The following is a 13,579-nucleotide window of genomic DNA, read 5'->3' as shown; positions in this document are numbered from 1 at the left end:
TTTCCAGCGCCCCTCGGGCGCCTCTTCACTGGGATCGGGTCGCCGGAGGGAAGGAGCGAGGCAGTGTCTGAAGCAACGGAGGACGCTCCTCACGAGATGCTGCAGACGCTGGGCCTCCAGCGCATCGTGGCGTTGGGCGGTGGTCGCGCCAGCCTGGAGTTCCTCGCCGGCATGCACATGTGCCACTCGGGGGGTGTGGTGCAGGGCGGGTTCGTCAGCGGCTGGATCGACGCGGCGATGGCGCACGCGGTCATCGGGCTGCACGGCGAGCGTGGCGACCACGACGTCTCCCCGATCTCCCTCGAGCTCAAGATCAGTTTCTTCGCTCCGGCGCGTCCGGGCCTGGTGACGGCGGAGGGGTGGATCGAGCTGAGCGGCCGGTCCACCTGTTTCGCCGAGGGTCGCCTGCTCGACGCTGCGGGCCAGGTCGTCGCGAAGGGGACCTCCACCATTCGGCTCCTCTCCCGGGCCCGGGTCGAGGCGGCCTCGCGCGCCACCGCCGCGCTCGCGGGCGACCTCGACCCACAGGCGGAAGTCCGAGACCTCGATCCTCTGCGACGGTGATGCCCCGCCGGCTGGCGATCCCGGCCGGCGCGTCACGATCGTCGAACACCTGTCCGCAGCTCGGCGTTGTGCTGGTCAGAGCTGTGGAGCGGGCGACGGGAATCGAACCCGCGTAGCCAGTTTGGAAGACTGGGGCTCTACCATTGAGCTACGCCCGCGTGCCCGCGGATCTCTCCGCGGACGGGCCCAAGCCTAGCGGATCGATCGCCCCGGCCCGGGGCACCCCGCCCCTCCCCTTACACTCTGGCCTGACGGGGTGTGGCGCAGCTTGGTAGCGCACTCGCTTTGGGAGCGAGGGGCCGTGGGTTCAAATCCCGCCACCCCGACCAGGTCGGGCCGGGTGTCCTGTGCGTGCGCCCGGTCCGACGGCCGGCCGATCAGCGCGGATCAGAACCGGTCCAGGTTCATCACCTTGTCCCAGGCCTTCACGAAGTCGCGCACGAACTTCTCCCCCGCGTCGTCGGCGGCGTAGACCTCGGCGAGGGCGCGCAGCTCGGAGTTCGAGCCGAAGACGAGGTCGACGCGGCCGGCGGTCCACCGGAGCTCGCCCGTGGCGCGGTCGCGGCCCTCGTAGGTCTGCCCGGAGCGGATCGGCGTCCACTCGACGTCCATGTCGAGCAGGTTGACGAAGAAGTCCGTGGTCAGCGCGCCCGGCCGCGAGGTGAACACCCCCAGCGGGGAGCGCCCGAAGTTCGCGTCCAGTACTCGCAGGCCTCCCACCAGGACGGTCATCTCCGGGGCGCTGAGGGTCAGCAGGTTGGCGCGGTCGACCAGCAGGTGTTCCGGCGGCACCCGGTTGGCCCGGCAGCAGAAGTTGCGGAACCCGTCCGCGACCGGCTCGAGCGCGGCGAACGACACGACGTCGGTCTGGTCCTGGGAGGCGTCCGTGCGGCCGGGGGTGAACGGGACTTCGATGTCGTACCCGGCCTCGTGGGCGGCCCGCTCGACCGCCGCGCACCCGCCGAGCACGATCAGGTCGGCCAGGGAGATCCTCGTGTCGTCGGACCGGGAGTCGTTGAAGGACCGCCGGATCTCCTCCAGCGTGCCCAGCACGCCGTCGAGCTCCTCGGGCTCGTTGACCTCCCACCGCCGCTGCGGCTCGAGGCGGATCCGGGCCCCGTTCGCCCCACCGCGCTTGTCGCTGCCGCGGAAGGTCGAGGCGGACGCCCACGCCGTGGCGACGAGCCGCGACACCGAGAGGCCGGAGGCCAGGACCTGCTCCTTGAGCCGGGCGACGTCGTCGGCGCCCACGAGCGGGTGGTCCACCTCGGGCACCGGGTCCTGCCAGATCAGCGGCTCGGCCGGGACCAGTGGCCCGCGGTAGCGCCGGATCGGCCCCATGTCGAGGTGCGTGAGCTTGAACCACGCCCGGGCGAAGGCGTCCGCGAGCAGCTCCGGGTCCTCGAGGAACCGCCGCGAGATCGGCGCGTAGCCCGGGTCGAACCGCAGCGCCAGGTCCGTCGTCAGGAACGTCGGGACGTGGGTCCTCGACGGGTCGTGCGCGTCCGGCACGGTCCCTGCCCCGGCTCCACCCGACGGAACCCACTGCCACGCGCCGGCCGGGCTCAGGACCGCGTCCCACTCGAACTCGAACAGGGTCTCCAGGTAGCTGTGGTCCCACCTCGTCGGGGTCGGCGTCCACGTCCCCTCGAGCCCGCTGGTGATCGCGTCCGCGCCCTTGCCGGTGCCGAAGCTGCTCCGCCAGCCCAGGCCCTGCTCCTCCAGTGCCGCACCCTCGGGTTCCGGGCCGAGGTGGTGTTGCGGGGCGGCGCCGTGGGTCTTGCCGAACGTGTGGCCGCCCACGATCAGCGCGACCGTCTCCTCGTCGTCGAAGCCCATGCGCCGGAACGTCTCGCGGATGTCCCGGCCGGACAGGACCGGGTCCGGCACCCGGTGCGGACCCTCCGGGTCGACGTAGATCAGCCCCATCTCGGTGGCGGCCAGGGGGCTCTCCAACTCGCGGACACTGATGTGGCGCTCGTCGCGCAGCCACGCGCGCTCCGGCCCCCAGTAGACGTCCGCCTCGGGCTCCCAGACGTCCGCCCGGCCGCCGCCGAAACCGAACGTCCGGAAGCCCATCGACTCCAGCGCCACGGTGCCCGCGAAGATCGTGAGATCGGCCCAGGAGATCTTGCGCCCGTACTTCTGCTTCACCGGCCAGAGCAACCGGCGGGCCTTGTCCAGGCTCTTGTTGTCCGGCCAGCTGTTCAGCGGGGCGAAGCGGAGCATGCCGGTGCCGGCGCCGCCCCGGCCGTCCTGGATGCGGTACGTCCCGGCCGCGTGCCACGCCATGCGCACCATCAGCGGGCCGTAGTGGCCGTGGTCGGCGGGCCACCAGTCCTGCGAGGTGGTGAGGACCTCCTCGATGTCCCGCCGGACCGCGGCCAGGTCGAGGGTCTCGAACTCGGCGGCGTAGTCGAACTCCGCGCCCAGCGGGTTCGCCGCGGGGTTGTTCTTGGCGAGGACCTTCAGGTTCAGCCGGTTCGGCCACCAGGAGCTGTTGACCTCGCCGTGCGTCGGGTGCGGGGCGCCGGCGTTCTTCCGGCTCCTCCTCTTGACGACCGTGTCGTAGGTGGCCGTCACGTCGTAGGTGGCTGACACGCGAATCCCTCGGACGTGATCACGACATGGCCGGGGCGGCTCCGGGAGCCGGCCTCGGCGTCTTCTGGCCGCCCAGCATGCGCTCCGGCACATCCCGTGGACAAGGGCCCGACGGGCATGGCCCGCCCACCGCCGTTCGCCCGCCGGACCCGGCCGCTCGTGCGCGACGAGGCGCCGCCCGCACTACTCCGGCCCCAGGTCGCCGGGCTTGCGGTCCGGACCCGATCACGACGAGCATCGGGGCGTGGTCGACGCGCAGGGCCTGGGTCGTGAGCTGCTCGGCGACCCGGTGACGGGCTGGAGCATGGGACCGCCGGGAGCGATCGCGGAGTTCGCGCGGGACCCGGACGAGCCCGCGGAGACCGGCGCCAGCGCGGTCGTCACCGACCGCGGGGGGATCCTGCTGGACCTGCCACCGGACGTCCGCCCGGTCGCCTACGAGACGCCGGCGGGCCGCGGCCTGCACTGGACCCAGGCGGTCGCCTTCTGCCTCCCGCCCGAGCGGGCCCGCCGCGCGGGCCGGGCCGTGATCACCGAGCTGGGGCCGGACGCCGGCGCGCTGCGCCCCGACGACCGCGGCGCCGTGCTCGTCGACCTCGGACTGGGGACGCCGACCCTCGACGCCTGCGTCCGGACCGCCGATCTCGAGCTGCTGGCGCTGCTCCGCGCGCACGCCGGGCAGCCGTTGTCCGCCACGCCCGTCGGCGCCGAGCTCGTCGCCCGCAGCCCGCACCGGGTCTTCCTGACGGCGGTGGGGCGGGTCGAGGTCTACGCCCCGATCCCCGCGCCGGACGGGCGGTCCCCGCTCGGCCCGCACACCCATCTGCTCCCGCACCTGCTCGGCCGCGGGCCCGCGCCGACCGTGCCGATCCCGGCCGGGCAGGTGGCCGTCGCGCACGCCTATCCCGCGCACCCCGCGGCGGACCACCTCGGGCGGCCGCAGGCCTTCGACGCGGGCCGGCTCGCCCGGTTCGACGCCCTGCTCCGGCTGGTCGGGGATCCGCGCCTGACCGCGCTCAAGGACACGGTGCGCAGAGCGGTGCGGACCGGGCAGGAGCCCCTCGAGCCGCCGCAGGACCCGGCCGACCGGGCGGTCGTCGCCGTCGTGCTCCGGCAGCTCACGCACACCGAAGGGCCGACGCCGCCGGCCTGGGAGCCCTACCGCGACCTGCCCGCGGACCTGCTCGACCCCGCGGGCGACCCGAACGCGGGCTGAGTCAGGCGGCCTCGGGCGACCGGTCCTCCCAGAACCACTGGGCCGTCATGGGCCGCCGGCAGTCCGGACAACCGATGTCGAAGCCCTCGGACTCCTCGGCGGGGAGTTCGGCGTAGGAACCGCAGTCGGCGCAGCTCCACCACAGGGTGTCGCTCATGGCGCCGAGAGTAATCACAGGGGTGTGGTTCGCAAGCACCACCCGCCCGGCGTGCCCGTCGCGGCGGGCCGAGCACCCGGGGCCGGGAGGCCGCGCCGGCACGACGGACCGCGCGCCGCCGCTACACGACCACCGGACTGCGGGGGATCACCAGGCCGCGCGGCTCCGGCTCCTCCGTCGTCATCTCGGGCCGGGGACCGTCCTGCCCCGCGGCCGGCTCGGCGACGATCGGGGCGATCAGGGTCTCCGTCCGGGTCGGGCAGCTGGTCCCCGGGGCCGACGAGAACAGTCAGAGAGGCTGACCAAGTGCAGCGGACCGCCGATAGGTGCGTCCCGCCGTGAGGGAACTACGTATCGTTCCCACACCGTCCTGCTGCGACCCTGCCGATCACGCGACGACGACGTCGTCGCCGAGCAGGAGGGAGCAGGGTCATGGCGGGGATGGACAAGCGGAGCCTGGACGACCCGGACGAGTCCCGGCGACCGGACAAGACCGTGCTCGACGTGGTCTCCCTACCCGGGGCCACGGTCGGGCGGATCGCCCTGCAGCCGGGCTGGCGCTGGTCGGAGTGCATCAAGCCGGTCGTCGGGACGAAGAGCTGCCAGACCGCGCACCTGGGCTACGTGATCGCGGGACGCCTGCACCTGCGCGACGACGAGGGCGGCGAGCTCGACCTCGGGCCGGGCGACGCCTACCAGGTCCCGCCGGGCCACGACGCCTGGGTCGTCGGGGACGACGTCTTCGTGGCGCTCGAGTTCGACAGCAAGACTGCGGAGACCTACGCCAGGGGCTGACCGGCCCGCCCGCTCCGGCCCGCCGCGGGGAGTCCCCGGCGGGCCGGTCCCCGTGCGCTCTCCCCGGGTCGCCCCCACGCTCCGGTGCGTCGGGCCGCTCGCGAACGCCGGTCGTCACCTGCGTGACGTCGCGTAACGCGGCGGATGAACCGGCCGAGTCATCCTGCGGGGCGCGCCGCCGGGTCGATCTTCGGATCGAGCGCCGACGTGCACGCCGACCCCGCGGCCGGGAGAACCCCTCCCTCACCGGTCGCCGGTCCACGCCGGTGGTGCCCGCCGGCGTGGACCACCGGTCCGGCCGTCCGGGCCAGGACCGCTCAGATCTCGTCCACGAGCTCGGCGATGGAGCCCACCACGCGGTGGGGCCGGTAGGGATAGCGGTCGACGGCCTCCGCCCGCATGATCCCGGACAGCACCAGCACCGTCCGCATCCCGGCCTCCATGCCGGCGACGACGTCCGTGTCCATCCGGTCGCCGATCATGACCGTGCTCTCGGAGTGCGCCTCCAGCCGGTTCAGCGCCGCGCGCATCATCAGCGGGTTGGGCTTGCCCACGAAGTAGGGATCGACGCCGGTCGCCCGGGTGATCAGCGCCGCGACCGAGCCCGTGGCGGGCAGGATCCCCTCGTTCGACGGGCCGGTCGGGTCCGGGTTGGTCGCGACGAACCGGGCGCCCCGCTCGACCAGCCGGATCGCCGTCGTCACCGCCTCGAAGCTGTAGGTGCGGGTCTCGCCCAGCACGACGTAGTCCGGGTCCGACTCGGTGAGCACGTACCCGATCTCGTGCAGCGCGGTAGTCAGCCCGGCCTCGCCGACGACGTACGCCGAGCCGCCGGGACGCTGGTTGTCCAGGAACGCCGCGGTGGCGAGCGCGGAGGTCCAGATCGACTCGACCGGGAGCTCGATCCCGCTGTTGCGCAGCCGGAACTGCAGGTCACGGGGCGTGTAGATCGAGTTGTTGGTGAGGACGAGGAACGGGGTGCCCGTCTCGCGGAGACGGTTCACGAACGCGTCCGCACCGGGGATGAGGCTCCCCTCGTGGACGAGCACGCCGTCCATGTCCGTCATCCAGGCCTCGACGGGCTTGCTGTCCGACACGCGTGCAGCCTAGTGGCGGGAACGTTCGTGCCCGTCCGTCCGTTGTCGGTGTGCACAACCCGCCTACAAGGAGAACCCGTGGACCTCGTGACCATCGTCCTGCTGCTCGCCGTGGTGGCGGGTGTCGTGTGGCTGGTCCGCAACCGCAACGCCGGCCAGGCCCGCGAGCTCGAGGACGCCAAGGCCGACGCGCGCCGCTGGGTCGAGCGCCTCGGCGGCCAGGTGCTCAACCTCGTCGGCACCGACGAGGCCGCCAAGCAGGCCCTCGCCGACGCGTCCGAGCGCTACAACGCCGCCGGCTCGCAGCTCGACCAGGCCCGCACGCCGGCCCAGGCCCGGGGCGTCACCGAAACCGCCTACGAGGGTCTCTACTACGTCCGCGCGGCGCGCACCGCCATGGGCATCGACCCCGGCCCCGAGCTGCCGCCGCTGCCCGGCCAGGCCCGCGCGGGCCGCGTGACCGAGGAGCGCGAGGTCGACGTCGAGGGCGAGCGCTACAGCGCGTCGCCGAACCCGTCGGCGCAGAACTCGCACTACTACCCCGGCGGCAACGTCGCCGGCCGGCCGGTGCCCGCCGGCTGGTACAGCCAGCCCTGGTGGAAGCCGGCCCTGGTCGCCGGCGCCTGGGGTGTCGGCTCGGCCCTGCTGTTCAGCGCGATGTTCTCCGGCATGGCCGGCAGCGCCTACGCCGAGGGCTACTCGGACGCGATGGCCGCGGACATGGCCGCGGGCGGCGACGGGGCCGGCGACGCCGGGGACCCCGGGGACATGGGTGGCGACGCCGGCGGGGACTTCGGTGGGGACTTCGGCGACATGGGCGGCGGGGACTTCGGAGGGTTCGACTTCTGAGTGTTTCGACGTCCGGTCCCGGGGGTAACACTCCGTCAACAGAACGTCCGGCCGGCTCGACCGGCCCTGCGCCACTGACCGGCCCGGAGTGCTACGACCCGGGCCGGTCGTGTTCTCCGGTTCGGTTCCGGGACCTTCTCCCGTATCTCCTGCGGCCGTCGGGCCCTCTCCTGCGTGTCGACGACAGGAGGTCCCCATGGTCGCCCCGACGACACGGACCGAGCACTCCGCCCCGCCCACGGTCCCGGTCGACGCCGCCGCGCGGCTGTCCCGGCTCGCCGACGGCTACCTGGTCACCGCGGCGCTGACCGTCGCGGCCGAGCTCGGGGTGGCCGACGTGCTGGCCCGCGGCGCGTGCGACGCCGAGCGGCTCGCCGCGGAGCTCGGGGCCCTGCCCGGCCCGCTGCACCGGGTGCTGCGCGTGCTCGTCGCGGAGGGCGTGCTGGCCGAGTTCCCGGACGGCACGTTCAGCCTCACCCCGAGCGGACGGCTGCTGCGCTCCGACGTCCCGGGCTCGTTGCGGGGGGCGGTCCGCGCCCGCGGCGGGGTGTACGCCACCGCCGCACCCGCCCTGACCGACGCGGTGCGGGAGGGGGGTGTCGCCTTCGAGCGGGCCCGGGGCGAGTCGTTCTTCGAGCACGTCGCCCGGCACCCCGCCGAGCTGGCCGCCTTCCACGCCGCGCAGCAGGACCGTTCGGCACGGGAGGCCGCCGACGTCGTCGCCGCCTACGACTTCGGCCGTTTCCGCAGGCTGGTCGACGTCGGCGGCGGCACCGGGGTGCTGCTGTCCGCGGTCCTCACCGCCACGCCCGGCCTGACCGGCGTGCTGCTCGACCGGGCCGAGGTGGTGGCCGGGGCCCGCGTGCCGGAGGGCACCGAGGTCGTCGCGGGCGACTTCTTCGCCGAGGTGCCGAGCGGCGGCGACGCCTACCTGCTCTCCCGGATCCTCCACGACTGGGACGACGACGAGGCGCGCCGCATCCTCGTCCGCTGCCGTGCGGCGATGGGGCCGGGGGCGACGCTGCTGGTCGTCGACGCGCTGCTCCCGGAGCGGGCCGCGGACGGGCCCGCGGTGATCCGCATGGACGCGACGATGCTGCTGCTCGCCACGGGCTGCGAGCGGACGGCGCGGCAGTTCGGCGAGCTGTTCGCCTCGGCCGGCCTCGCGCTGCGCCGAGTCGTGCCGACGGCTTCGCCGGTCGGTCTCGTCGTGTTGGAGGCGACGCCGGCCTGACCCGCTCCGTGGAGAGCCACGCGCGGAGGCATCAGGCCTGGCAGGTGGGACACCAGAAGAGGTTGCGGGCCAGGTGCGTCGCGCGGGCGATCGGCGTGCCGCACACCAGGCAGGGTCGCCCGGCGCGGCGGTAGACGTAGACCACGCTCGCGCACACCGAGCCCCTGTCCGGCGGCGCGAGCAGCGCCGGGTCGTGCTCGGGGCGGAGGGTCTCGATCCGGCCGCGCCGCTCGCCGTCGCGCAGCATCGCGGTGAGGTCCGCCCACAGCTCCGCCCAGCGCGCCCGGCCCAGCTCGCGGCCGGGGAGCTGCGGCGGGAGGCGGCAGCGGAAGAGCGCCTCGGCTCGGAAGACGTTGCCGACGCCGGCGATCACGCCCTGGTCCATCAGCAGGGTGGCGAGCGGCGCACGCGAGCGGGAGATGCGGGTCCACGCCTCGTCGGGGTCGACGTCCGGGCGCAGTGGGTCGGCGCCGAGCCGGGAGCGCAGCGCCTTGACCTCGACCTCGGTGAGCAGCGCGCAGGCCGACGGGCCGGACAGGTCGGCGTAGTGGGTGCGCCCGACCATCCGCATCCGGATCTGCCCGCGCGGCGGCGGAGCGGGGAGCCGCCGGTTCGGGAAGCGCCCGTAGAGCCCGAGGTGGACGTGCACGACGAGGTCGGGGCCGTAGTACTGGAACAGGTGCTTGCCGTGCGCGTCGGTCCGTTCGAGGACCCGCCCGTCGACCAGCTCCGCGTCGGCGGCGAACCGGCCCTGCGGGCTGCTCACCGCGACCGGCGCGCCGGCGAACCACCGCTGCTGCAGCCGCGCCAGGCGGTGCACGGTGTGGCCTTCGGGCATGTCCCGACCTTGCCCGCTCGGGGCGGTTCCCGCGCGTCGACCGCGGCGGCTGCGTCAGGCCTGGCAGGTGGGGCACCAGAAGAGGTTGCGGGCGGCGTGGGTGGCGGTGCGCACCTCGGTGCCGCAGACCAGGCAGGGCATCCCGGCGCGGCGGTAGACGTAGACCTCGCCGCCGTGCCGGTCCTTGCGCGCCGCCCGCCCCGCGCGGCGCGGGTCGTGCTCGGGGCGGACGGTGTCGATCCGGCCGCGCCGCACGCCGTCCTTCATCAGCGCGACGAGGTCCGGGGCCATCGCGTCCCAGGTGCCGCGGTCGAGCGCCCGCCCGGGGATCTGCGGGTCGAGCCCGTGCCGGAAGAGCAGCTCGGCGCGGTAGACGTTGCCCACGCCGGCGAGCACCTTCTGGTCCATCAGCAGCGTGGCGAGCGGCGAGGCGGACCGCGAGATCCGCTCCCACACCCGCTCGGGGTCGAAGTCGCGGCGCAGCGGGTCGGGACCGAGCCGCGCCCGGATCGCCCGCACCTCGGCGCTCGTCAGCAGCTCGCAGGCGGTCGGTCCGCGCAGGTCGGCGTAGTGCGTCTCGCCGACGAACCGCAGCCGCAGCTGGCCGCGCGGCTCCGGGGCGGGCAGCTCGCCGTCGTCGAACGTCCCGTACAGCCCGAGGTGCACGTGCACCACCAGGTCCGGGCCGAAGCGGTGGAACAGGTGCTTGCCGTGCGCCTCGACGCGGGTCATCACCCGGCCGTCGAGCAGCGCGGCGGAGTCGGCGAACCGGCCCTGCGGACTGCCGACGGCCACCGGCCGCCTCGCGAACAGCGCCTGATGACGCCGCGCCAGCCGGTGCAGCGTGTGCCCTTCGGGCATCAGGCCTGCTCGATGGTGGCGCCCGTCTGCTCGTAGGCGGCGAGCTGGTCGATGCGGCGCTGGTGCCGCTCGCCCTGCGAGAAGGGCGTGGCCAGGAAGGCGTCGACGATCGCGAGCGCCTCCTCCTCGCTGTGCTGGCGAGCGCCGATGCCGATCACCTGGGCGTCGTTGTGCTCCCGGGCGAGCTTCGCGGTCTCGATGCTCCAGCCCAGGGCGGCGCGGATGCCCTTCACCTTGTTCGCCGCGATCTGCTCGCCGTTGCCCGAGCCGCCGATGACGACGCCGAGGCTGCCGGGGTCGCCGGCGACCCGGCGGGCCGTGTCGATGCAGAAGGCGGGGTAGTCGTCGTCCGGGTCGTAGGTCAGGGCGCCGACGTCGACGACGTCGTGGCCCGCACCCTTGAGGTGCTCGGAGAGCCGGGCCTTCAGCTCGAAGCCGGCGTGGTCGCTGCCGAGGTAGACGCGCACGGGTGAGATCCTGCCTCATGCGCGCGATCGCCGGGGTGGACGGGGTGCCCGGGGGCTGGGTGGTGGTGCGGCTGCACGGGCGCGCTCCCCGGTGGACGGTGCACTGGGCCGTGGTACCGAGCGCCGCCGAGGTCGTCGACCTGACGGCGGGCTGCGCGGCCGTGGGCGTGGACATTCCGCTCGGGCTGCCGGTCGACGGCACACCCCGGAGGTGCGACGCGCTGTGCGCGGCCCGGCTCGGTCGCGCCCGGTCGTCGGTGTTCCCGGCGCCGCCGCGCGAGGTCCTGCTCGAGCCGACGCACGAGGCGGCGGTGCGCCGGGCGCGCGAGCTGACCGGGCGCGGGATCAGCATCCAGACCTGGAACATCCGCCGGCAGATCCTGTCCTGGGACGCGGTGCACCCGCTGCCGGACACGGTGGTCGAGGTGCATCCGGAACTGGCGCTGCGCGGGCTCGCGCCGGACCTCGGTTTCGCGTCGAAGAAGACCGCCCGGGGTGCGGGCCAGCGCATCGCGGCGCTGGCCCGCTGGGTCGACCCGGCCCGGGCGCTGGGCGACCTCCCTGGAGGCGCCCGGCTCGACGACTGCCTCGACGCCCTGGCCGCCACCTGGTCCGCAGCCCGCTGGGCCGACGGGACCGCCGACCTCCTGGGCGGGGAGACCGGCGCCCGGGGCCGGGTCATGCGGGTGGCGGTCTGACCCGCGAGTCGGCGGTCTCGAGCGACCGAGTTGCACATGCCGGGTCACCCGGGATGTGGGGTTCGGTCGCCCGAAACTGCCGACTCGCGGTGCCGGAACTCGCGACTCGCGGTGCCGGAACTCGCGACTCGCGGTGCCGGAACTCGCGACTCGCGGAAGCCCCGGCGCGAGTCGTGGGGACGGTCAGCCGGGGACCTTGTCCAGGAAGCCCACGACCAGCGCGATCCGGCCGTCCGGGGCGAGGGTGACGGCGTCGGCTCCGATCACCGGCGGCTCGCCGGCGCCGTCGGGGCCCAGCCCCCACCGGAACCGGACGACGTCGTGGTGGGCGTCGGCCTCCCCCACCGGTCCGAACACGAACCCGGGGAACTGCGCGTGCACCCCGCCGATCAGCGCGGTGATGGCCTCGTGCCCGGTGACGTCGGCGAGCGGGTCGACGTAGCGGGCGTCCTCGGTGAACACCTCGGCGACGGCCTTCGCGCGGGTCTCGTCGTCCGTGGTGTTCCAGGCGGTCAGGTAGCGGTTCACGATCTCGGTCATGGGCACGAGCCTGCTGCCCCGTGGGCTGCCGGTCGACGACCTCGGAGGTAAGGCGGTGCGTGACGGTCGGGTGGTCGCGGTCCCGTCCGGCGGTAGGGTCCGGGCGTGCGCGCGGGGATCGGGCCGGCCGGCGGGGCCGACCGGTGATCTGGGTCGAGGTCGGGGACGGCGTGCTCGCCCGCCGGCACGCCGAGCTCGACCTGACCACCGGGCTGGTGCTCGGCGGCGAGCGGGCGCTGGTGATCGACACGCGCGGGGACCGCGCGCAGGGCGAGGAGCTGGCCGCGGCCGTGCGGGCCGTGACCACGCTGCCCGTCACGGTCGTGCTCACCCACGCCCACTTCGACCACTGCTTCGGCACCGCCGCCTTCCTGCCCGCGCCGGTCCTCGCGCACCCGGGCTGCCGCTCCGCGCTCGAGCGCACCGCCGCCGCGCAGCGCGAGCGCTGGGTCGCGCACTACCGCGACCACGGCGACACGGCGGCGGCCGCGGCGCTGGCGGAGACCGAGCCGGTGCCGCCGGATCCCGCGCCGTCGCCGCTCGACCTCGGCGGGCGGGAGGTCGTGCTGATCGCGCCCGGGCCCGGGCACACCGACCACGACCTCGCGGTGCACGTGCCCGACACCGGGGTGCTGTTCGCCGGCGACCTGCTGGAGAGCGGCGCCCCGCCCGACTACGAGGACGCCCACCCCGAGAGCTGGGCCGACGCCGTGGCCGCGCTGCTCGCGCTCCAGGCACACACCTACGTCCCGGGCCACGGGGACCCGATGACCCCCGCCCGGGCCCAGGCCCAGCACGCCGAGCTGGCGCAGGTCGCGGCCCTCGCCCGCGCCGTCGCCGCCGGGGAGCTGGCCGAGGCCGAGGCGGAGGCCCGCTCGCCGCACCCCGGGGTGCCCTGGCCCTGAGACGCCGTCGAAGGCCCGCGGCCTCCTGCGCGACGGCCCGAGCCCGTCGAGATCCTCCTAGGCTCGGCGCCGTGAGCTTCTCCGAGCAGTTGCGCGAGGCCGGCCGGGACACGTGGGAGGCCGCCGTCGGCCACCGGTTCGTCGAGGAGCTGTGGGCGGGCACCGTCGCGCCGGACGTGCTGCGCCGCTACCTCGTGCAGGACCACCAGTTCTGCGACGCCTTCCTCGCCCTGATGGGCGCGGCCGTCGCGACCTGTGACGATCCCGCCGCCCGGGTGGTGCACGGCCGCCAGGTCGGCCTGGTCGCCGGCGACGAGCACGACTACTTCCACCGCTCCTTCGACCTCCTCGGGGTGCCCGAGGCCGACCGGACCGCCCCGGAGCGCCTCGCACCGACCGAGGGGTTCCTCGCGCTGATGGACGCCGTGCGGGCCGACGCGAGCTACCCCGAGATCGTCACAGTGCTCCTCGTCGCGGAATGGCTCTACCTCGACTGGGCATCCCGGCCGCATGTGCCGCTGCCGACCGACCCGATCGCCCGCGGGTGGATCGACCTGCACCGCGGACCCGAGTTCGAGGCGTGGGTCGCGTTCCTGCGCGCGGAGCTGGACCGGGTCGTGCCGCAGGCCCGGGACCCGCGGCGCGTCGCACGCTGGTTCGCCGAGGCCGTGGACCTCGAGCTCGCCTTCTTCGACGCGGCGTACACCGGCTGAACCGGCCATCCGTGCGGAGGTCCCCGGCGCCAGGCTATCCGTCC

Annotated in this window: 15 protein-coding genes and 2 tRNA genes; 9 read left to right on the top strand and 8 right to left on the bottom strand. The window is 74.7% G+C overall.

The annotated features are described in order from the left end of the window. Positions 1-63 precede the first annotated feature (63 nt). Positions 64-564, top strand: a complete 501-nt coding sequence (locus ACFQH9_RS06880) for a PaaI family thioesterase (RefSeq protein ID WP_379565052.1) — start codon at positions 64-66, stop codon at positions 562-564. Positions 565-648: 84 nt separating this feature from the next. Here the strand turns inward: ACFQH9_RS06880 and ACFQH9_RS06875 are convergent. Continuing rightward, a tRNA-Gly gene (locus tag ACFQH9_RS06875) sits at positions 649-722 on the bottom strand. A gap of 94 nt (positions 723-816) precedes the next feature. Here ACFQH9_RS06875 and ACFQH9_RS06870 point away from each other — a divergent pair. After that, a tRNA-Pro gene (locus ACFQH9_RS06870) sits at positions 817-893 on the top strand. Positions 894-951: 58 nt separating this feature from the next. Here the strand turns inward: ACFQH9_RS06870 and katG are convergent. Beyond that, complete coding sequence (gene katG, locus ACFQH9_RS06865; protein ID WP_379565205.1) at positions 952-3,147, bottom strand: catalase/peroxidase HPI; 2,196 nt, start codon at positions 3,145-3,147, stop codon at positions 952-954. Between the two features lie 262 nt (positions 3,148-3,409). Here katG and ACFQH9_RS06860 point away from each other — a divergent pair, with 262 nt between their 5' ends. After that, complete coding sequence (locus tag ACFQH9_RS06860; protein WP_379565051.1) at positions 3,410-4,381, top strand: DUF6925 family protein; 972 nt, start codon at positions 3,410-3,412, stop codon at positions 4,379-4,381. A 1-nt stretch (position 4,382) separates the two neighbouring features. Here the strand turns inward: ACFQH9_RS06860 and ACFQH9_RS06855 are convergent, their stop codons facing one another. After that, complete coding sequence (locus tag ACFQH9_RS06855) at positions 4,383-4,538, bottom strand: hypothetical protein (RefSeq protein WP_379565050.1); 156 nt, start codon at positions 4,536-4,538, stop codon at positions 4,383-4,385. 432 nt (positions 4,539-4,970) lie between these two features. Here ACFQH9_RS06855 and ACFQH9_RS06850 point away from each other — a divergent pair, with 432 nt between their 5' ends. Then, positions 4,971-5,333 carry a cupin domain-containing protein gene (locus tag ACFQH9_RS06850; RefSeq protein WP_379565049.1) on the top strand — a complete coding sequence of 121 codons (363 nt, stop codon included), beginning with the start codon at positions 4,971-4,973 and terminating at the stop codon, positions 5,331-5,333. Between the two features lie 317 nt (positions 5,334-5,650). On the opposite strand, the gene ACFQH9_RS06845 is transcribed toward ACFQH9_RS06850, so the two are convergent. Continuing rightward, positions 5,651-6,400: an HAD-IIA family hydrolase gene (locus ACFQH9_RS06845; protein WP_379565204.1), complete on the bottom strand. Its 750-nt coding sequence runs from the start codon at positions 6,398-6,400 to the stop codon at positions 5,651-5,653. A gap of 108 nt (positions 6,401-6,508) precedes the next feature. Between ACFQH9_RS06845 and ACFQH9_RS06840 the strand changes: the two genes are divergently transcribed. Together ACFQH9_RS06840 and ACFQH9_RS06835 are read left to right on the top strand one after the other, a co-directional pair. Then, on the top strand, positions 6,509-7,279 hold the full coding sequence (locus tag ACFQH9_RS06840; RefSeq protein WP_379565048.1) for a hypothetical protein: 771 nt from the start codon (positions 6,509-6,511) through the stop codon (positions 7,277-7,279). A 196-nt stretch (positions 7,280-7,475) separates the two neighbouring features. Further along, entirely contained in the window at positions 7,476-8,513 is a 1,038-nt protein-coding gene (locus ACFQH9_RS06835; protein WP_379565047.1) for a methyltransferase, read from the top strand. A 31-nt stretch (positions 8,514-8,544) separates the two neighbouring features. On the opposite strand, the gene ACFQH9_RS06830 is transcribed toward ACFQH9_RS06835, so the two are convergent. The 3 genes from ACFQH9_RS06830 to ACFQH9_RS06820 are packed head-to-tail and all read right to left on the bottom strand — an operon-like array spanning position 8,545 to position 10,679. After that, on the bottom strand, positions 8,545-9,351 hold the full coding sequence (locus ACFQH9_RS06830; RefSeq protein WP_379565046.1) for an Fpg/Nei family DNA glycosylase: 807 nt from the start codon (positions 9,349-9,351) through the stop codon (positions 8,545-8,547). A 54-nt stretch (positions 9,352-9,405) separates the two neighbouring features. Next, positions 9,406-10,212, bottom strand: a complete 807-nt coding sequence (locus ACFQH9_RS06825) for an Fpg/Nei family DNA glycosylase (protein WP_379565045.1) — start codon at positions 10,210-10,212, stop codon at positions 9,406-9,408. Next, positions 10,212-10,679: a ribose-5-phosphate isomerase gene (locus ACFQH9_RS06820; protein ID WP_379565044.1), complete on the bottom strand. Its 468-nt coding sequence runs from the start codon at positions 10,677-10,679 to the stop codon at positions 10,212-10,214. Before ACFQH9_RS06820 ends, ACFQH9_RS06825 begins: the two co-directional genes overlap by 1 nt. Positions 10,680-10,681: 2 nt before the next feature. Here ACFQH9_RS06820 and ACFQH9_RS06815 point away from each other — a divergent pair, with 2 nt between their 5' ends. After that, positions 10,682-11,377 carry a DUF429 domain-containing protein gene (locus tag ACFQH9_RS06815; protein WP_379565043.1) on the top strand — a complete coding sequence of 232 codons (696 nt, stop codon included), beginning with the start codon at positions 10,682-10,684 and terminating at the stop codon, positions 11,375-11,377. A 183-nt stretch (positions 11,378-11,560) separates the two neighbouring features. Here ACFQH9_RS06815 and ACFQH9_RS06810 read toward each other — a convergent pair whose 3' ends face one another. Beyond that, complete coding sequence (locus tag ACFQH9_RS06810; RefSeq protein ID WP_379565042.1) at positions 11,561-11,917, bottom strand: nuclear transport factor 2 family protein; 357 nt, start codon at positions 11,915-11,917, stop codon at positions 11,561-11,563. Between the two features lie 143 nt (positions 11,918-12,060). Here ACFQH9_RS06810 and ACFQH9_RS06805 point away from each other — a divergent pair, with 143 nt between their 5' ends. Both ACFQH9_RS06805 and ACFQH9_RS06800 read left to right on the top strand, forming a co-directional pair. Continuing rightward, positions 12,061-12,822 carry an MBL fold metallo-hydrolase gene (locus tag ACFQH9_RS06805; protein ID WP_379565041.1) on the top strand — a complete coding sequence of 254 codons (762 nt, stop codon included), beginning with the start codon at positions 12,061-12,063 and terminating at the stop codon, positions 12,820-12,822. A 71-nt stretch (positions 12,823-12,893) separates the two neighbouring features. Further along, positions 12,894-13,535 (top strand): TenA family protein, encoded by a 642-nt coding sequence (locus ACFQH9_RS06800; RefSeq protein WP_379565040.1) that lies wholly within the window; start codon positions 12,894-12,896, stop codon positions 13,533-13,535. Positions 13,536-13,579: the final 44 nt, after the last annotated feature.

Origin of the sequence: Pseudonocardia lutea, assembly GCF_042658055.1 — a bacterium.
Lineage (GTDB): Bacteria > Actinomycetota > Actinomycetes > Mycobacteriales > Pseudonocardiaceae > Pseudonocardia > Pseudonocardia lutea.
This window is presented reverse-complemented; position numbering and strand designations above follow the sequence as displayed.